Below are 17,813 nucleotides of genomic sequence, written 5' to 3'. Positions count from 1 at the left end.
GGTTCTCTGCAACGCAAGGCACGGCCCTGCGCTACAACCGCCGTCTGCGCTCCACACCCTCAGGCCGTAAGCTTCAGCGATGGTCGCAGAGCTGCGAAGGCTTCGATGATCTGATCAATTTGCACGGACGTATGAGCTGCGCTGACACTGCAGCGAACCAGCGTGACGCCCGACGGCGTGGCCGGTGGAAGCACCAGATTGACGTACACACCCTGATCGATCAGCGCTCGCCAAAACTTCACTCCCTGCTCTTTGCTCCCTACCATCACCGGGACAACAGGACTCACACGCGGCCCCATCGAATAGCCCAGCGCCGCCAGGCCGTCATACAACCTTTGTGCGTTACTCCAGAGTTTCTCGCGCAGTTGTGGGCGAGCAGCAATGGTCTTCAACGCTGATCTTACGGATGCCACGACAGAGGGTGATGGTGACGCCGTGAAAATATAGGGACGGCTGGCGTAGCGCAGCACTTCCATCTCACTGCTGCGGCCCGCCGCAAAACCACCGATAGCTGCCAGGCTTTTGCTGAAGGTTCCCAGGATGATATCCACATCATCTTCTACGTCCTGCTCCTCTGCCAGCCCTCGCCCGTTAGCCCCCATGACACCGAACGAGTGCGCCTCGTCGACGAGCAGGAAGCCACCGAGACGGCGTTTTACGTCCACGATTTCCTTTAGCGGAGCAACGTCGCCGAGCATGCTATAGATGCCCTCCACGATGATCAGTGCATCCTTGGCCCGATCGCCCAGACGCAGCATGCGGCGCTCAAGATCTTTGGCATCGTTGTGGTGAAAACGGATGATTTCCGCCCCACCCAAGGTGCATGCATCATAGATACTCGCGTGACAATCGGCGTCGAGCAGCACCACTTCGCGCGGGCCGGCCAGCGTTCCGATAATGCCCAGATTGGCCACGTAACCGGTTGAAAAAACCATGACCGATGGTCGATTGAGGAATGTGGCTAACTCGGATTCAAGCGCCGAATGACTACCATAGCTGCCATTGGCCATGCGGGAACCGGTGGTGCCCGTACCTTCTACCGTCAATGCGTGCCGCGCGGCTTCGATAGCGTCCTCATCGAACGTGAGGCCCAGGTAGTTATTGGTGCCGGCCAGAATTACATCGGTTCCACCAATGCGCCCGCGCGTCGATGAGTATACGACGTCTATCCGAGTGCCAAAGGGACTGGGGTCAAGCGACTGCAGGCTGGAGCGTTCGGCTGCCAGGCGGGAAAACTTGTCATACAGGCCCATTACGTTTCTCCAGGTAGCCAATCAGAGACGCAGCGAGTTGTCTCGGGGTGCGAACGTCCATCAGGATGTTGATCGGAATCGACAGGTCATAATCGTCCTCAAGCTTCATCAACAGGTCCATCATCTTGACCGACTCAAGGCCAAGGTCGTCGACCATGTCGCTATCCGGGCCTACCGTCTCTGCACCCGGAATCATGTCGCGAAGACACACCAGTACATTTTCCAGAATCACATCTTGCGTAAACATATTCAGCCTCGTTAGCGCGCGAATTCGCACACGTTCAAAACAAACCTTCCTGCAGAGCACGCCGCAACTTGATTTGAGGAATCCAACCCGTTGCGACCGTGATCGCAGTGTTGCTGCATGTCCAGTCAGGGTGTGTGAGTTCGTTGACTTTGCTGGTAGTCAGCATGGGAGCCCTGCGCACCATGTAAGAAATCGCGAAATTTGCGCAGGCAATCGTTCTGAGAACAGTCGTGGATATGGCAAGCGATCGAACTGGAGCCGCACGGATATCAGCCGCGATTTTTGCCAGACCTTTCCAGCTGTATCCGCCCAGCGTGCCGTCACTGATCTCGTAGATGGCCGACTTTGTAATCGGCGATCCCAACCAGTGGGCAACTGCCGCTACAAGGTCAAAGACATGCACAAAACTCAGATGCGAATCGCGTGCGCCGAGTCTGACCAAAAGCCCCTTGAGCAACCATGTAAACAGAGGCCGCAATTCACGATCGCCGGGGCCATAGACGGCAGTAGGCCTGAAGATGGTTATCCCCATGGTTCCCGCTACCCGGAGGACTTCCTGCTCGGCATCATGCTTGGATTTTGCGTACCAGGAGAGCTCCGGATGGCGGGCTGCAAGCGACGACATCAACAGAAAGCGCTCGCAGGTGCCGGAATTGCAAGCCGCTTGTGCGACACGACGACTGCCTTGCACATTTGCAATCTGGAAACTACGGGCACTTCGCCCTCGAACCGCCCCCGCGCAGTGAATGACGATGCTCGCCCCTTCAACCAGCCTTGCAAGCGAATCCTCGTCCTCGAGTGTGCCTTTGATCCACAGGATGCCGTTCTCCAGCCCGGATTGAGTCCTGCTAAGTGCGCGCACATGAGCGCCGCGAGCCACGAGCATCCTTGCAATCTGACCGCCGATAAACCCGCTTCCTCCGGTCAGGGCGATCGTTAGCGGCGTCATGCAAGTCCTGCAGCAGCAAAGCTCTCACGCTGCGCTGCGCGAAGACTCATAAAGCGCTTGCGGGCCTCAGCCCTCGCAGGTTTGCCCGACGAGGTTCGTGGGATACTATGCGGCGGTACGAGGTCGATGGTGGGAGATATGCCGAACTCGCTGTGGATCTTTGCGAATAGGGTATGCGACAAGCGCGCTCTCTTCTCTTCGTCGAGGATGCGGTATTGAACCTGGATCACGACCGACGGTTCGGCGTCCTTATCGGTAATGAAAACGATCGCATCCCCCGGCCTGATTTCTGGCTCGGATTCGACGATAAGCTCAATGTCCTGAGGCCAGATGTTGCGTCCCCGGATGATGATGAGATCCTTTTTTCGCCCCGTGACGTAAAGATTTCCATCAAAGAGATATCCAAGATCTCCGGTATCGAGACGCTGTGTTGCCCGCAGCTTTTGAATGGACTCAGGATCTTCGAAATAGCCTGTCATCAGGCTCGGGCCGGAGATCACGATTCTGCCCACCTTGCGCTCCGCCAAGACGTTGTCAGAGTCGTCCACGATCTGCAGTTCGTGCCCTGGCAGTGGGCGGCCACAATTGACAAAAGCGCTGACCGCTGTCGATTTTTCGGTAGCACTGACCGCCCTACCCTCGGTTTCCAGAATATCTCGGTCGATGCGATCAACCTGAGCACCCGTGTCGGCTCGGGCGAAACTCACGGCCAGCGTATTTTCCGCCAGCCCATAACACGGCATGAATGCATCAGCCTTGAAGCCAGCGAGCGCAAAGTGCTCGGCAAACCGATCGAGTGTAGCGATGGAAATCGGCTCCGCGCCCACGCCTGCCACTCGCCAGTTCGAGAGATCCAGGCTGTCGACGTCAGCAGGGCTGCAACGACGGACGCAAAGATCAAAGCCGAAAGGCGGCGCAACCGAAACCGTACCTCTGTTACGACTCAACAAGTTCAGCCACTGCTTAGGGCGCATCGCGAAATCTTGAGTGCGAAGGTAATCGACCGAAATCTGAGTCGCCATGGGCGCCAGCACAAAACCTACGAGGCCCATGTCGTGGTAATACGGCAACCAGGAAATACATCGATCACCGGGACGCAATCTGATCCCATCCAGGCTGATGCCTCGAAGATTGGCCATTACCGAACGCTGAGTGACCATGACGCCGCGCGGAAAACGAGTACTGCCGGAGGTGTATTGCAGGTAGGCAACGTCATCAGGTTGAGCGGCGACGAACGTGGGCTGCCCCAAGGGAAGCGCCTCCAATTCGTCATCCGTGCCTATGAACTTGACAGCGGTTGCATCCAGCGCTTCGCGCGCATATGGCAGCCATTCCTCCTCTCCCAGCACCGCCGACGGAGAGCAGCTTGCCAACAGCCCACGGAGCTTTTCAACGTATGATTGGTGCTGCCCGACGCCGGCAGGAACCGGCAATGGAACAGCGACCAGACCTGCGTACTGGCACGCGAAGAAAAACTCAACGAATGACGGTTTCGTGTCCGCAATCAGCGCAACACGATCACCTTTGGATAGACCTAAAGTCAGCAGTCTTTTCGCAGCGCCCTGGGCCCTCACCTTCAGCTCCCGGTATTCAAGCACTGCAGTAAGCTGACAGCGCCTATCGTAGAAATTCATCCCGGTACGACCCAACGCTGCATAGTCGAGCGCGTCGGTCAAAGAAGGGAAGTCTGCGAGGCGCTGCACCAGCTCGTGAGCAGAGCTGGTTTCGGACAAATATAAAACTGTCATTAAGTTGGACTCTAATCAGGTTCTACGACAACTGGCGCTTGGTGCGCAGACGCTGCTGTATACGCGGAAGGCAAGGTTCGTAGGGACAGCCGGATCAAGGACGCCTGATCATGGTCAGGTATCATTTCGAGCAGAATATTGGCTCACCAACCCAAGCCATATTCAAAAACAGGCTGCCACAGCTTCCGCAAGAGACTACAGCCTTGTAGATCGAGAGTTACTATCAAATTGATCGATACTGCACATTGATGAGGGTGGGTAGACGTAACAAAATATTTCAGCGATAGTCCGGGGTCGTCGCCGGATACCTAGCTCAAATTTGGAAATCAGGCTTCACCGTTCACCATTTTGCCTAGAAGACCTGCAGGCCAATGAATAACACGAACAACCTGATTACCATTGAGGCAGTAGAAAATCGGCAGTTGCTGAACGAATTCATAACCTTTCCCGGGATGCTCTATAAAAACGACCCCTATTGGATCGAACCGCTGCGGGTCGAAAGGCAAGAGCACCTCTCAGACAAGAACCCTGCGTCAGGGCATGTCAAGTGGCAAGCCTGGCTCGCAAGACGTGATGGTGCGGTGATAGGTCGCATCCTCGCCCAGGTAGACGCTCTACATCGGGACTTGCACGGAGCCGACACGGGTCACTTCGGCATGCTCGACGCCATCGACGAGCCTGAAGTCTTTGCCGTGTTGATTGCCACTGCCGAGCACTGGCTTAGGGATCAAGAAGCCAAGCGGATTACGGGGCCTTTCACTCTGAATATCAATCAAGAGAGCGGCCTTTTAATCGACGGGTTTGATACACCGCCGTCCGCGTTCATGAATCACAACCATCCCTATTATGAAAATCACGTGTTGGGTTCGAACTACGAACCTGCGATGGATTTGATCGCTTACTGGATGCGTACCGAAGAGCTCGATTTTCCGGCCCCGCTAAAAAAAATGATGGACAGAGAAAGATCGGTGATCCGGATTCGGCCGATCGATAAGAGTAAGTTTGACGCAGAAATGCAAATCCTGAGGCAGATATTCAACGATGCCTGGGCCAATAACTGGGGATACGTCCCTTTTACCGAGCATGAATTTTCCGAGCTTGGTAAGCAGTTGAAGTTTCTCGTTCCAAGTGACCTTATTTATATTGCTGAAATCAACGACGAACCGTGTGCATTCATCGTAGCCATGCCCAATATTCATGAGGCTATCGCTCCCCTGAAAGGACGATTGCTGCCGTTCGGTTGGCTGCGTTTGATCTGGAAGCTGAAAGTTTCCGGAACACGTACCGCACGCGTGCCATTGATGGGTGTCAGGCAGCAATATCAGTTCAGCCGACAAGGCCCAGTCCTGGCATTACTGCTCATCGAAGCACTGAAAGCCCCTTTTGTCCGGCGCAATATTGAGGCCCTGGAAATGTCCTGGATCCTCGAAACGAACGCCGGAATGCGTGGGATTCTGGAGCGCATAGGTGCTAAAGCCTATAAGCGGTACCGGCTCTATGAAAAGCACATCTGAGCTGGCTCGATTCTCGGCGCTGATCCTTGCAGGTGACAGACATCCGGGGGACCCTGTAGCCGCATTGGGTGAAGCGGGCTGCAAGGCGTTGACCCCCGTACACGGCCTACCGATGCTTTATCGGGTAGTGAGCGCATTACAGGGCTCAAGGCATGTATCGGACATTACGCTGGTCGGCCCAGGCAGCCGGATGCTTGATGGTGACTCGACGATGCGCGACATGATCGCTTGCGGGGCGCTGTCGATGCTTGAGCCTGCGGCGTCACCGAGTCAAAGCGCCTATCGCGGATTGACGCACATTCGAACACGCCCGGTACTCGTAACGACTGCCGATCACGCTCTGCTGCAATCGGAGATTGTCGATTACTTTCTTGAACGCTCCCAGATGAGCGGATGCGACGTGACTGTGGCCTTGACGCCACTTGCCACCGTATTGGCCAAATTCCCGGACAACAGACGGACAGCGATCAAACTCAAAGGCGGGCCTTTCTGCGGCAGCAACCTGTTCGCCTTCATGACGGAGGAAAGCGCAAAGGTCGCCGACTTTTGGAAAGACATCGAGCAGCGTCGTAAAAATCCTAAAAGAACCGTCATGGGCGCGCTGGGTTTTACTTCAACCCTCAGATATCTGCTCGGAACCTTAAGCCTGGATCAGGCCATGCAACGCATGTCACGTGCAGTGGGCGTTCGTGTGGGCGCGGTGATCATGCCGTTTGCCGACGCAGCCGTTGATATCGACACCGTTGACGACTTCATACTTGTCGAGAAAACGCTCCGGCAGCGAGCATCCATTTGAAAACCGCCAGGCTCGCGCATTCATCCAGAACAACGAGCAGTCGCCAGCCTGCGGGAACAACGCAATGGGTCTGATCGAACGTTACATCATTGCCGAGATTCGTCGCCCTGTGACCATCATGGTCAGCATCCTGACCTTCATTTTCGCAAGCTACTCCGCAGAACGTTATTTGACACAGGCCACAAATGGCACGCTCGCGTTGCAGTCCGTGGCGGACATGGTGATGTACAAGGTCATCATTGGTCTCGAAATGTTGGTTCCCGTCGCTCTCTACACATCCGTGGCGATGGCATTGGGCAGGCTTTATCACGACTCGGAAATTACCGCCATTTTCGCCTCGGGGAGCAGCCCTGCACGTCTTTATAAGGCAATTGCCCTGATCTCGCTGCCTGTCGCCATCGCCGTGACGGTACTGTCCGTCTACGGACGCCCCTGGGCGTACACGCAGAGCTACCAACTGGAACAGCAGTCCAAAACCGATCTGGACGTCAGTCACCTTCTTCCCCAACGATTCAACCTGAACCCGGACAACGGTCGGATGATCCTCGCCGAATCCATCAACAAGCAATCAGGTGATCTCAGTGAAACCCTGATCTACGACCCGGCCGAGGGCAAATCCCGAATTTTTCGAGCTCATTCCGCGAAAGTCATCGATGCCAATCCTGCCGCACCGGTGGTTGAACTTACACAAGGCAGCTCATACACCTTGGATCATCAGGACTCCAGGGACGTCGTGAACACCTTCAACAACAAGCTGCTGCTGCAACTGAAGCCCTTGGAGCTGGAGCCTGACAACAAGCGAAAATCCACCTCCACAGCGATGCTGAGTATTTCGGCGCAACCTCAGGATAAGGCTGAACTCCAGTGGCGTGAAACGCGTGGTATCAGCGCAATGCTCCTCGCCCTGCTTGCGGTACCGCTTAGCAGAACCGCGCCGCGCAAAGGGCGCTTTTCGACGCTCCTCCCCGTCGCGCTGGTTTTTGCGGTGATCTTCTATGCCGGCAACATTTGCAGAACACTGGTCGGCAACGCCGTTATTCCTCTTACTCCAGGCGTGTGGCTGATTCCGCTGGTCATGAGCGTTGCATTACTGGCGTTTCTGATCAGAGACCTGTCACTTTTGCGTCGGCGTCTCAAATGAGAAGGATCAGTTTCTACCTGATACGCAATGTGCTGGTCGGATTCGCTGCAGCTGCGTTGTTGCTGCTGCCGCTGTTCACCACATTCGATCTCATCGCGGAGCTCGATGACGTGACCTCCGGAGGCTATCGATGGACTCAGGCTGTCGAAGTCGTCGTGATGACGCTGCCCCGCCGCGCTGTGGATCTGGGGCCTTTCATCGCCCTGCTAGGAGGTATCACCGGGCTCGGGCAACTGGCGTTGACTCAAGAGCTGACGGCAATGCGTGCGGCGGGGGTCTCCATTTTGCGCATTGCCATCACGACCATGGCGGCGGGCCTGATCGTAGTGGTCGCGCTGGGCGCCATCGACGAGTGGGTTGCGTCACCGCTTCAGCAACGCAGCGTGCAGATCCGCAACGCAGCGCTGGCCATTTCTGGCGAAGCCGCCAAACCGACCGGAAGCATCTGGGCGCGTCGCGGCAATGAAGTTGCACGAATAGGCGCGATGGGACGCCACAACACCCCGCTCAACGTGGAAATCTTCCGGCTCACCTCTGACCTGCGCCTGTCCTCCTATATTTTTGCGGACAGCGCAGAAGTGCGGCCCGACGGCTCGTGGTTGCTCAACCACCCGCGGATCAAGGAGTGGGGCCAGGACGAGGAGACGGTGCGCGAACAGGATCAGATGGTGTGGGACGCGGTGTTCTCTGACCGTCGCCTGAGAGATCTGTCGCTGCCCACCGACAGTTTTTCTGTCCAGCAACTGCATCACTACATCCTCTTTCTCAATGGATCCGACCAGCCCACTGGCGAGTACGAAATGGCCATGTGGCAGAAACTGGGGAGGCCCATCCTGACCCTGGCCATGATTCTCTTCGCGGTGCCCTTCACGTTCGTCCAGCAACGCTCCCCGGGGCTGGGCGGCCGCCTGGCCATCGGCGCTGTCGTGGGACTTCTGATCTATGTAACCAATCAGATCGTGGCCAATCTTGGCCTGTTGCTCAACGGCAACGTGATGCTCACGACGCTGGCTCCCTCGCTTGTGCTCCTGGCTGTCGCCTTGTGGCTGGTCTACCGATTCGATCGAGCGGCGTGACACTGACATGGCCATTGCTCTTTCCAACCCCCAAGCCATTGCTCCGAATTCTTTGCAGGCCGTCGTAACGATGATTGATGATCAAGCCGCTTCCGCGCAGAGAATTGGCGTAGTGCTCAATCCCAAGGGCGGATACGTGCGTCGCCATCTGACGAAATTCAGACACCTCGTCGCCCAGCTTTCCGATGCCTGCATTGTTGAAGCCTCAACACCGGCGCAAATCAGCGCAGCGATCGTGTCCTTCGCACTCGAACCGAAGGATCTGCTGGTCGTGGTCGGAGGCGATGGCAGTCTGCAGGCGGCCTTGACGGCGCTGATCCAGTTGCAGCCGACCACCTGGCCAAATGTCCTCATTGTCCCGGCAGGCACCACCAACATGAGCGCGCGTGATCTGGGCGTGCGGCAACGTCCACTGAAGGTGCTCCAGGCGCTGCATGACTGGCGTCGCGGTGCGCGGTCGGCCCCCGCATCGAGATTGCGCAGCGCGCTTCAGGTATCGGACCCAGGCTCGCTGCAGTCTCAATGCGGTCTGTTTTTCGGAGCCGGCGCAGTGGTCGAAGGTGTCCGGTACTTTCACAGCCACGTCCGTGGCACAGGCGTGCGTGGCGCTCTGGGGCCCTCGCTTGCATTCGGCAGGATGCTGGTGTCGCTGTTCTGGAAACGAAGTCTGCCTTTCGCGTCTGCGACTACCGCCAGACTGAACCTTCCCCAGCACACGCTGAACGCCAGATGGATGGTCATTCTCGCGACCACCCTGGACACGCTGCTACTCAGAAGCACGCCCTACTGGGGCACCGAAAAAGCGCCGATCCATTTCACTGCGATCAGCGACCGGGCGCCCAAGCTGGTGCGATCCCTGTTTTATGTGTTGCGCGGCAAAACCGCTCCGGCCATCACCCAGGATCAGGCTTACGTCAGCCATAACCTGAACAAAACCACCATCGAAGGGTTGACCGAGTACCTGCTGGACGGCGAGATTTTCTCCACGCAAGGGCCGCTTGAGTTATCGGCGACCGCCTCCATTCGTTTTGTGATTTTTTAAGAGAGGCCGCATGTGAACCAGGCCTGCCCCACTTCAACATCCAGCGTGCTGATTGACCTTGTGTCAAAGGAATGCGCGCGCCCCGTTGCTGATCCATTGAAGGCATTGACCGATGAGTTGCTCTCGCGATTTGGTGAAGCCGTCAGCGCCATTCTTTTATATGGGTCGTGTTTGCGCAGCAGTAATTTTTCAGAAGGTCTGGTCGACCTTTATGTGTTGGTGGACAGCTACGCCAACGTTCGGACAAGCAAGTTCAAGGAGCTGATGGACGCCTGGCTGCCCCCTACCGTTTTCTCGATCAACGTGTTCGCCCCGGACGGTTTGCCTGTTCGGGCCAAATGCGCGCTGATTACGCTATCGGACTTCGAAAGGGGCACTTCATCGTGGTTCCACGGTTATCTGTGGGGACGGTTCTCGCAACCTTCCCGGCTCGTCTTTTCTCGCGATGAAACCATCAGCGCCCGCGTGCATATGGCCCTGGCCAACGCCGTCGTGAAAATGATGTCCGAAGCCTTGACCGACCACCAGGACGTACTCGAAAGCGCCGCCGTGTGGGAGCGCGCACTGACGCTGACTTATCGCACCGAGCTGCGCCCGGAGCGCGCCAGTCGGCCGGCGGAGATCGTCCGGCACGATGTCAGCTACTACGCGAGTATCACCCGCGCCGCAGTGCAGTCTGTGCCAAGGCTATCTCCTGTCGAGGGGCAGGATGACCGATACGCCCAATCGCCCGCAGATGCGCGGGCAAGATCGCATGCCGTTCGGTGGCAACGCAGAAGGATTGCCGGTCGAGTACTCAACGTGTTGCGACTGATCAAGTCGTTTTACACCTTCGAGAACGGCCTGGATTACGTCATCTGGAAGCTCGAACGCCACCTTGGCGAACCTGTGGTCGTCAGTGCGCGCCTGCGTCGTTATCCACTCATCTTCTGTTGGCCGCTGTTATGGCGGTTATTGAAAAACCGTCAGCTTCGCTAAGTATTTCAAACACCTTGCCGTCAGGATCAGACATGCAAACAGAGCCGTCAAAAGCCCCACAAAAAAAAGGCAAACGTAAACATCGTCCCAGCGTTGCAGTCGGCTTGTGGATCATCAAAAAGCTTGAGCGGTTCATTCGCCGGCACTCCACGGTTGGCAACACTCCGTTTTTCGATCCGACACTGTTCGAATGGGCGCAGATGCTGGAGTCCAAGTGGCCTGTGATTGTCGACGAGTTGAATGCCGTACTGAAAAACCATGACGGCATTCCTAACTTTCAGGACATTTCCAAAGACCAGGTCAACCTGACGCAAGATGACCGGTGGAAGACCTTTTTCCTGCACGGATATGGTTACAGGATGGATGGCAACTGCGCCAAATGCCCGCAGACCGCACAAATTGTCGAGTCTATCCCCGGCATGTTTACGGCGTTCTTTTCCATCTTGAGTCCCGGCAAGCACATACCGCCGCATCGCGGCCCATACAACGGTTTGCTGCGTGCCCATCTGGGTTTGATCATCCCGGAACCGAAAGCCAATTGCCGTATTCAGGTGGGGGACGAGATCCGTCATTGGGAGCCGGGTAACCTGATGGTGTTTGATGACACCTATCGCCATCAGGTCTGGAACGACACCGACGGCGTGCGTGTTGTGCTGTTCCTGGACGTCCACCGCCCCCTCGACCGGGTGGGCAATGCACTCAATAAATGCGTGCTCAAACTGATCCAGTGGTCGCCCTTCATTCAAGATGCCCGGAAGAACCACAAAGCCTGGGAGAAAGGCCTTCATTGACCATGAGGAACGCGGCTCGCCGAGTATTCGCAACCCTCTGCCGGTACAAGCAAAGGGAGAAGACAACGAAACGTCAGCTCGCCGGCTTCGCGGCTGGACTGCTGCAGTCCGGCTTGACCGTATTGGTACGCGAAGCATCCACGGCGGCGATGTGCTGCAATGAGCTTCTGCCCAAGGTTACGTTGTAACCTTTTTTGCCTGGGGGTTTGAGGCTGAACTCCTCCTGGTAGATCTGGTTACCCAGACACAAGCTCATCTTGACCACTTGGCGGTGACTACTGCCAATCGCTCCCTTGGCTTTTTCGGTGCGCACAATCTTTTGTTCAAAAGGAACGTCGACCAAAGAGCCAGTAAGACCCTTGGGTATTTGCAAAGCGAACCGCACCCACTTTTCCTCCCCCTTGTCGAAAGGCACTATATTCGCCGCCGCCAGACTGGAATTTTCGGAGCCCGTATCAAGTGCCACTTTTACCGAAGTATGATCGGGTAAAAGCGAGCCCTCTTCTTCCCATCCGAGTATTTGATTGAGCGATGCGGAATAACAGAGAGGGGGCAATAACAGCGAAAAAGCAACACCAACTATTACTTTGCCGAATCGTTTCATAAGCTATGTCCCGGAGCGTGTACAGGTAAACTCACCTATGCCATAAGGCCACGGTTTCCGAGAAATTTCAAATTAAAAAGCTACCTCACCTCCACCAATTTCTTGCGGTTTCGGGATCATAAAAACCTTATACAGACTTGCAAATCAGAGCCCGTTTCTGGAGGAACTTTTGCGCCCCTTCGAGGGCTACGCTGAATCGCCCCGATTTTTCCAGTCACACTGCAAGCTTGCTGCGTAACGCTGTTCAAACCTTGCTGGCAACAGTGGTTTGTGGTGGCGTTTGATGTCCGAATCGTCAAGAGCTGGTCCGGCATGCAGCAGGCCCGCGGTCTGCGAATCAAACGTACCCTTTCAAATCAGGCTGAACTTCGCCCTTTATTCAGTAACGCTGATAGCTCGAACCGAACTCTTTGCGGTTGTCGGCGACGATTACCGCGCCGGAGGCCTTTCCGTCAAAGGGCTTCACTGCTTCTTTGCTGGCCACTTTGCTATCCCGGACGATTGCGCTGGCGGCATCTAGGAGCGCGCGCTGATGAACTTTTTCAGGGCTGGCAACAGCAAAACCTGCTGCCAGCATGGAAAGTGCAAAGCCGAATGCGATGGATTTTTTCATGGTCTGAATCTCCTGTAAGTGTTTGGCAAGTTGAGTTTGAGTGGGTGGGTAAGTCGTTTCGTTGGGCCAATCTATTCGGTTGGCTCGTTCATGAAAAACCACGCGTGGAGATATCAAACATCAATTGCAATGATGTCGGAGGCGCAAGCGTCCGGTTCAACTATTTCGGGGAATCGGCGGTGGTTTTCACGCTTTCACATCCGCTTGGCTCAGCCGACCCCGGGGCAATAAAAAACCCGATGACCCGGCGCTATCAGGCGGGTCTATCGGGCGACGCACTCAGGAGCATTTCAAGTGCCAAAGGAGTTTCGATGAACGAGAGGATGATCGCTTGCAGGCATTAACTGGTGATTAAGCCCCCCCATGCAGCCAGCGAGCCTGTGCGGCTGAATTCGGGGGCTGGAGGCTGCAGGTGGCTGTCTCGATGAAAAAGCGCATAAAACTGCTACTAAACATCTAATAAATTGTTTCTTCGAAGGAAGCGCACTAGGCTCTCGCGCCGGAAGGCTACGGATCATTGCGGATCGCAGCTCAGCTTGATCCGCAATTTGACGATTTCCCGGCTGAATTTGACGGCTATGTTGCTGCTGGTTTTCGGCGCAATCTGCACCCGGCGTGTGCGCGGCGCTTCAGGGCCGTTGCTGAACACTGCGGTGCACTTGGCTGGCACGTCGCCGTAGTTGTTCACGGTGATATTGCCGATGTCGTAAGCGGTGTCGTGGCTGTTGTAGTCGATTTGCACGCCGTTGATGTGTTTTTCCACATCGATGGGGTAGGCAAAGGCGCTCAGGGGCAACATCGTCAGCAGCACACAACAGAATCTTTTCATGCGGCAGTCTCCACTCAGGGGGTGCCAGCTTAGGACAATAGGAGCGACAGATGAAAGCGCCCCGCGTGACCCTTGATCAATGGCGCACTCTGCAGGCCGTGGTCGATCATGGTGGTTTTGCCCAGGCCGCCGAAGCGCTGCACCGCTCGCAGTCTTCGGTGAGCTATACCGTGGCCCGGATGCAGGACCAGCTTGGCGTGCCGCTGCTGCGCATCGATGGCCGCAAAGCCGTGCTGACCGAAGCGGGCGAGGTACTGTTACGCCGTTCGCGGCAATTGGTGAAGAATGCCAGCCAGCTGGAGGACCTTGCCCATCACATGGAACAAGGCTGGGAGGCCGAGGTGCGTCTGGTGGTCGATGCCGCGTATCCGAATGCCCGGCTGGTCCGCGCGCTCACGGCGTTCATGCCGCAGAGCCGCGGCTGTCGTGTGCGCTTGCGCGAAGAAGTGTTGTCCGGCGTCGAGGAGGTCCTGCTGGAGGGCGTGGCAGACCTGGCCATCAGCGGCTTCAACATTCCGGGCTATCTGGGCACCGAGATGAGCAACGTGGAGTTCGTCGCCGTTGCCCATCCCGAACACGCGCTGCATCAGATGCACCGCGAGTTGACCTTCCAGGATCTGGAAAGCCAGCTGCAGGTGGTGATCCGCGACTCCGGTCGCAACCAGCCCCGTGATGTCGGCTGGCTGGGCGCGGAACAGCGCTGGACCGTGGGCAGTTTGGCGACCGCAGCCAAATTCGTCAGCAGCGGCCTGGGCTTCGCCTGGTTGCCACGGCACATGATCGAGCGCGAGATGAAAGAGGGGGTGCTCAAGATATTACCGCTGGACAAGGGTGGCAGCCGCAATCCGACGTTCTATCTTTACGCGAGCAAGGACAAACCGCTGGGACCTGCGACGCAGATTCTCATCGAGTTGGTCCAGACCTTCGACACTGCGCCACTGGATGCGCCGTTCGTAGCGCCGAAGCAAGGGGGCTGACCCTGCAATCAGTGCTGCTGCAGCATCGCGGCCGACCGCACCGCGAGCGCTCCAGCAGCAGCTTCAGCGAGGCAATTGCAACAGGAAGTCCTGGACGTAGGGCACCACCGACATACCGGCGTGAGCGGTGTTGGGCACTATGTCCTGCTGCACGCGAATGTCGTGGCGTTGCAGATTGAGCGCAAGTGTCGTATTGCGTTCAACACGCGTGCGGCCTGAGTCGTTGATACCTTCTTTGTACTGCACCGAATCCGGCGAATAGTGGATTTCCCACGTTTCCAGATCCGCTGCCCCCACCAGCAATTGCACGTCCACCTGGCGCAACGCCTCCAGGTCCAGACGTTTGCCGAAGATGGCTTCAATCCCGCCAGTGCCGACCCACCACTCACGGCTCTCGTCGATCAATGTCACGGAGCCCGGTGCGCCAATGGACACAGAGCGCAAACGCTCGGGGTGCAGATAATAGAAGCGGTTGGCAAAGTGGCCGCCGCCTGAATAGCCAAACAGCGAGAACCTGTCGAACGCGGTGCCAAGCGTCTGGGCGACTTCATCGACCATCGCCAGCAGAACCTCGTCATACCGAATATCACCCTCTTTCAGATATTTGAAACCGTGCGGGTTGCCGTCACCCAACGGGCCGACCGGAAACAACGGGGCAAGGATGATGTAACGGTTAAAGCGTCCGAACTCGGCAAACGCATCGCGGTATTCGACCATCGTCCGCCCGGTGCCGTGCACCGCGACCAACAACTGGTGATCGTCCGGCGACTCGTCAAAACTTTGCGGCACGTACAGGCAGTACGCAAAACGCGGGTCCTTGCGGCAGGAAAAAATGGTGGTGCTGCCGCGGTAGTACATCTTGCGATGACGTGCTTGCGGAGAGTCTTCAGGGTTGGCCAACATCGTTAAACCTCGTTGATATTTGTGCCATTATTGGCAACCGTTGTAAGCGAGAAGCGGGGTTCGCCGACGTTTCTCGCTGTCTGTCATTACGCCCTGTTCGGGCTTTGTGGATTTCTCTTGAAGAAAAACGTTACTGATCGCAGCCAGTTGGTGCTCTTGATGTCCAAGGACATCAACGCCGGCCTTCTTCCGGCCGGCAGCTGGCTCAAGCAGATCGACCTGGAGGCCCGCTACGGGTGTACGCGACTCGAGGTGCGTCGTGCGCTGGATCAGCTGGTACTCAAACGAATGGTCGAACACATTCCAAACCGGGGGTATTACGTTCATACCCCGGACCTGGCGCAGGTGTCGGACGCGCGGGAAATCCGTGTCGCCCTCGAATGCGCAGCGGTCAACCAGATGGTGGTCAGCGAAGAGCAACTGCTGCTCATTGACAGCGCCGCACAACGCTTTCACACGCTGCTTCAAGAAGGCACGCTGCTGGAGTGTTACAACGCCAACCTGGATTTTCATCGCGCCCTCTATAACCTATGCACCAACCGCCTGCTGATCGAGTTCATCGAAGAAATGCGCAGCCGTCCCCCCACTTCGCCTGGCGGGACCTGGCGCACGCATTTGCGCGCCCAGCAGTCGAGCCGCGAGCATTTCCAGATGCTCGATGCCCTACGCGACCAAGACATGGAGCGCCTCAAACTGCTGATCGCCGCGCACATCCGCCAGGTGCCGCTGGTCGACTGAAACGACGCACTCAGGGCTTGATGCTGACGCCCCACAGGCGCGGCTTCTGACCGATCCATGAGTTGTAACCTTCGACTTTCTGATTCAACGCCATGATGTCCAGGCCGTTGTACATGACGATCATCGGTACTTGATCGATGAAGCGTTTGTGCAACTGGTCGAAGATCGCCTGCCGCTTGGCCACATCGCCCTCTCTCAATGCCTGCCCCAGCAATTCCGTGGCTTGTGGGTCATCCCAGGCCTTGCGCGGTTCTTTGTCTTTATTGCCGGTCACCTGTTCGAAACTGAGGGCCGGATCGAAGCGCGCTGAATAGGTAAACGACATGGCCTGATAGCGACCGCTCTGATAACGCTCAAGCTGAGTGCCCCATTCCATCACTTCGACATTCACATTCATGCCCACTGCCTGCAGCATCGCTTGGGCGATGATGGCCAGGTCGTAACTGGGCACCATCGAACGGCGATTGGCGACGATGGTCAGAGGCTGGCCGTTGTAACCTGCCTGCCTCAACAGCTCGGTGGCCTTGGCCGGGTCGTATTTGAAACCGGCTTTTTCCGCGGCGCTGTAGTAATTGGAGGCCACGCTGATGATCGAGTTGTTGGCAACGCCGAAGCCGTTGCTGGTGGTCGCCACTAACTGATCGATATCAATGGCTGCGGCGATCGCCTGACGAATGCGCGGGTCTTTGAGCAAGGGGTCGCGAGTCTGGAACATCAGCACGTTCATGGTCGCGCTCGGCGCCGTGGAGACTTTCAGGTTGGCGTGAGCCTTGACCTCCGGCAGATCGGTTTCAGTGACCTCGGCCATGTCCAGATCGCCAGAGAACAACGCTGCCTTGACGGTCGCCTGATCGGGAATGATCACGAAACGCACTTCGTCGACCAGCGCCTGCTTGCCACCCACATAACCGTCACGCGCGCCGGGCAGCGACTGGTACTTGTCGAACCGGTTCAGGCTGATGTATTGCCCGCGTTTCCACTCGCCCATCTGGTAGGGGCCGGTGCCGATGGGTTGGACGAACTCCCCCTGCGCATTGACCGAGGCCTTTTGCAGCACCGCCGTGCCGCCGCAGTCGGTACGCGCCAGCGTGGCGAGAAACATCCCGCTGGGTTTGTCCAGTTGCATCACCACGGTTTGCGGATCAGGCGCGGTGACCGAGGTCACTTTGCTCAGGCCGCTGCCATCGAACTCCGGCAGACAACGCCACTGGGTTTTCGGGTCCATGTCACGGTTCCAGCTCCACAGCACATCGGCCGAAGTCAACGGCTCGCCGTTGTGGAAGGTAACGCCTTGACGCAAGGTGAAGGTGTAGGTCAGGCCATCAGCGGAGACATCGACCTTTTGCGCCAGCAATGGCTTGACCTCGCCCTTTTCGCCATAGGCCATCAGCCCCTCGACCATGTGTAGCAGCACCTCGTCGGTGCGGTCGTCGCGGTTGACGCCTGGGTCGAGGCTACGAATGTCCGAGTTCAATGCCAGGCGTAGCGTTTGCGCCTGCGCGGCACCAGCGCCTACCAAGGCGATGAGCCCGAGCGCCAGCGCGTTTTTCAAAGAGCTTTTCATCAGCGATTCCTTGTTCAAGACAAAACGTTCGGGCCTTCCGATTGAAACGG

Annotated in this window: 18 protein-coding genes; 9 read left to right on the top strand and 9 right to left on the bottom strand. The window is 57.0% G+C overall.

Annotated features, from left to right (window positions below; all coding sequences use genetic code 11):
- Positions 1-59: 59 nt before the first annotated feature.
- From spt to CE491_RS08990, 4 genes are read right to left on the bottom strand one after another with little or no spacing between them, the layout of a single operon-like run.
- On the bottom strand, positions 60-1,253 hold the full coding sequence (gene spt / locus CE491_RS09005; protein WP_110948006.1) for a serine palmitoyltransferase: 1,194 nt from the start codon (positions 1,251-1,253) through the stop codon (positions 60-62).
- Entirely contained in the window at positions 1,240-1,500 is a 261-nt protein-coding gene (locus CE491_RS09000) for an acyl carrier protein (protein ID WP_110948005.1), read from the bottom strand. Before CE491_RS09000 ends, spt begins: the two co-directional genes overlap by 14 nt.
- Positions 1,501-1,534: 34 nt before the next feature.
- The gene (locus CE491_RS08995; protein WP_110948004.1) at positions 1,535-2,449 is read right to left on the bottom strand and encodes an NAD-dependent epimerase/dehydratase family protein; all 915 of its coding nucleotides are present in this window, start codon (positions 2,447-2,449) and stop codon (positions 1,535-1,537) included.
- Positions 2,446-4,182, bottom strand: a complete 1,737-nt coding sequence (locus tag CE491_RS08990) for a fatty acyl-AMP ligase (RefSeq protein WP_234407554.1) — start codon at positions 4,180-4,182, stop codon at positions 2,446-2,448. The genes CE491_RS08995 and CE491_RS08990 overlap by 4 nt, the downstream gene beginning before the upstream one ends.
- Before the next feature lie 386 nt (positions 4,183-4,568).
- Here CE491_RS08990 and CE491_RS08985 point away from each other — a divergent pair, with 386 nt between their 5' ends.
- The 7 genes from CE491_RS08985 to CE491_RS08955 all read left to right on the top strand — a co-directional run bounded on the left by CE491_RS08985 (position 4,569) and on the right by CE491_RS08955 (position 11,535).
- Entirely contained in the window at positions 4,569-5,711 is a 1,143-nt protein-coding gene (locus tag CE491_RS08985) for an N-acetyltransferase (protein WP_199885036.1), read from the top strand.
- Positions 5,695-6,507 (top strand): nucleotidyltransferase family protein, encoded by an 813-nt coding sequence (locus CE491_RS08980; RefSeq protein WP_110948002.1) that lies wholly within the window; start codon positions 5,695-5,697, stop codon positions 6,505-6,507. Before CE491_RS08985 ends, CE491_RS08980 begins: the two co-directional genes overlap by 17 nt.
- Before the next feature lie 64 nt (positions 6,508-6,571).
- Positions 6,572-7,648 (top strand): LPS export ABC transporter permease LptF, encoded by a 1,077-nt coding sequence (gene lptF / locus CE491_RS08975; RefSeq protein WP_110948001.1) that lies wholly within the window; start codon positions 6,572-6,574, stop codon positions 7,646-7,648.
- Positions 7,645-8,724, top strand: coding sequence for an LPS export ABC transporter permease LptG (lptG, locus tag CE491_RS08970; RefSeq protein ID WP_110948000.1), 1,080 nt, complete (start codon positions 7,645-7,647; stop codon positions 8,722-8,724). Before lptF ends, lptG begins: the two co-directional genes overlap by 4 nt.
- A gap of 7 nt (positions 8,725-8,731) precedes the next feature.
- Positions 8,732-9,766, top strand: a complete 1,035-nt coding sequence (locus tag CE491_RS08965) for a diacylglycerol/lipid kinase family protein (RefSeq protein ID WP_234407553.1) — start codon at positions 8,732-8,734, stop codon at positions 9,764-9,766.
- A gap of 171 nt (positions 9,767-9,937) precedes the next feature.
- Entirely contained in the window at positions 9,938-10,744 is an 807-nt protein-coding gene (locus CE491_RS08960; protein ID WP_234407552.1) for a hypothetical protein, read from the top strand.
- 32 nt (positions 10,745-10,776) lie between these two features.
- Positions 10,777-11,535, top strand: a complete 759-nt coding sequence (locus CE491_RS08955) for an aspartyl/asparaginyl beta-hydroxylase domain-containing protein (RefSeq protein WP_110947998.1) — start codon at positions 10,777-10,779, stop codon at positions 11,533-11,535.
- Between the two features lie 73 nt (positions 11,536-11,608).
- On the opposite strand, the gene CE491_RS08950 is transcribed toward CE491_RS08955, so the two are convergent.
- From CE491_RS08950 to CE491_RS08940, 3 genes are all read right to left on the bottom strand, one after another.
- On the bottom strand, positions 11,609-12,139 hold the full coding sequence (locus tag CE491_RS08950) for a retropepsin-like aspartic endopeptidase (RefSeq protein ID WP_110947997.1): 531 nt from the start codon (positions 12,137-12,139) through the stop codon (positions 11,609-11,611).
- A 379-nt stretch (positions 12,140-12,518) separates the two neighbouring features.
- A complete protein-coding gene (locus tag CE491_RS08945) occupies positions 12,519-12,752 on the bottom strand; it encodes a hypothetical protein (RefSeq protein WP_110947996.1) in 234 nt (77 codons plus the stop codon).
- 514 nt (positions 12,753-13,266) lie between these two features.
- Positions 13,267-13,581, bottom strand: coding sequence for a 3-phosphoglycerate kinase (locus CE491_RS08940; protein ID WP_110947995.1), 315 nt, complete (start codon positions 13,579-13,581; stop codon positions 13,267-13,269).
- Between the two features lie 50 nt (positions 13,582-13,631).
- Here CE491_RS08940 and CE491_RS08935 point away from each other — a divergent pair, with 50 nt between their 5' ends.
- On the top strand, positions 13,632-14,558 hold the full coding sequence (locus CE491_RS08935) for a LysR family transcriptional regulator (RefSeq protein WP_110947994.1): 927 nt from the start codon (positions 13,632-13,634) through the stop codon (positions 14,556-14,558).
- Between the two features lie 63 nt (positions 14,559-14,621).
- On the opposite strand, the gene CE491_RS08930 is transcribed toward CE491_RS08935, so the two are convergent.
- Entirely contained in the window at positions 14,622-15,461 is an 840-nt protein-coding gene (locus CE491_RS08930; RefSeq protein ID WP_110947993.1) for an alpha/beta fold hydrolase, read from the bottom strand.
- Between the two features lie 117 nt (positions 15,462-15,578).
- Here CE491_RS08930 and CE491_RS08925 point away from each other — a divergent pair, with 117 nt between their 5' ends.
- Positions 15,579-16,199 carry a GntR family transcriptional regulator gene (locus tag CE491_RS08925; RefSeq protein ID WP_234407551.1) on the top strand — a complete coding sequence of 207 codons (621 nt, stop codon included), beginning with the start codon at positions 15,579-15,581 and terminating at the stop codon, positions 16,197-16,199.
- A gap of 10 nt (positions 16,200-16,209) precedes the next feature.
- Here CE491_RS08925 and CE491_RS08920 read toward each other — a convergent pair whose 3' ends face one another.
- Positions 16,210-17,763, bottom strand: a complete 1,554-nt coding sequence (locus CE491_RS08920; RefSeq protein WP_110947992.1) for an ABC transporter substrate-binding protein — start codon at positions 17,761-17,763, stop codon at positions 16,210-16,212.
- Positions 17,764-17,813: the final 50 nt, after the last annotated feature.

The sequence above is a fragment of the Pseudomonas bohemica genome (genome assembly GCF_002934685.1).
Classification (GTDB): Bacteria; Pseudomonadota; Gammaproteobacteria; order Pseudomonadales; family Pseudomonadaceae; genus Aquipseudomonas; species Aquipseudomonas bohemica.
Note: the sequence above shows the minus strand (reverse complement) of the source record. Positions and strands in the feature narration are given on the sequence as shown.

Coding starts and splice junctions, on each gene's coding strand:
- CE491_RS08930 (WP_110947993.1), bottom strand. CDS start 15,461: ATGTTGGCCAACCCTGAAGACTCTCCGCAAGCACGTCATCGCAAGATG.
- lptG (WP_110948000.1), top strand. CDS start 7,645: ATGAGAAGGATCAGTTTCTACCTGATACGCAATGTGCTGGTCGGATTC.
- CE491_RS09000 (WP_110948005.1), bottom strand. CDS start 1,500: ATGTTTACGCAAGATGTGATTCTGGAAAATGTACTGGTGTGTCTTCGC.
- lptF (WP_110948001.1), top strand. CDS start 6,572: ATGGGTCTGATCGAACGTTACATCATTGCCGAGATTCGTCGCCCTGTG.
- CE491_RS08965 (WP_234407553.1), top strand. CDS start 8,732: ATGGCCATTGCTCTTTCCAACCCCCAAGCCATTGCTCCGAATTCTTTG.
- CE491_RS08980 (WP_110948002.1), top strand. CDS start 5,695: ATGAAAAGCACATCTGAGCTGGCTCGATTCTCGGCGCTGATCCTTGCA.
- CE491_RS08995 (WP_110948004.1), bottom strand. CDS start 2,449: ATGACGCCGCTAACGATCGCCCTGACCGGAGGAAGCGGGTTTATCGGC.
- CE491_RS08935 (WP_110947994.1), top strand. CDS start 13,632: ATGAAAGCGCCCCGCGTGACCCTTGATCAATGGCGCACTCTGCAGGCC.
- CE491_RS08950 (WP_110947997.1), bottom strand. CDS start 12,139: ATGAAACGATTCGGCAAAGTAATAGTTGGTGTTGCTTTTTCGCTGTTA.
- spt (WP_110948006.1), bottom strand. CDS start 1,253: ATGGGCCTGTATGACAAGTTTTCCCGCCTGGCAGCCGAACGCTCCAGC.
- CE491_RS08985 (WP_199885036.1), top strand. CDS start 4,569: ATGAATAACACGAACAACCTGATTACCATTGAGGCAGTAGAAAATCGG.
- CE491_RS08955 (WP_110947998.1), top strand. CDS start 10,777: ATGCAAACAGAGCCGTCAAAAGCCCCACAAAAAAAAGGCAAACGTAAA.
- CE491_RS08945 (WP_110947996.1), bottom strand. CDS start 12,752: ATGAAAAAATCCATCGCATTCGGCTTTGCACTTTCCATGCTGGCAGCA.
- CE491_RS08940 (WP_110947995.1), bottom strand. CDS start 13,581: ATGAAAAGATTCTGTTGTGTGCTGCTGACGATGTTGCCCCTGAGCGCC.
- CE491_RS08920 (WP_110947992.1), bottom strand. CDS start 17,763: ATGAAAAGCTCTTTGAAAAACGCGCTGGCGCTCGGGCTCATCGCCTTG.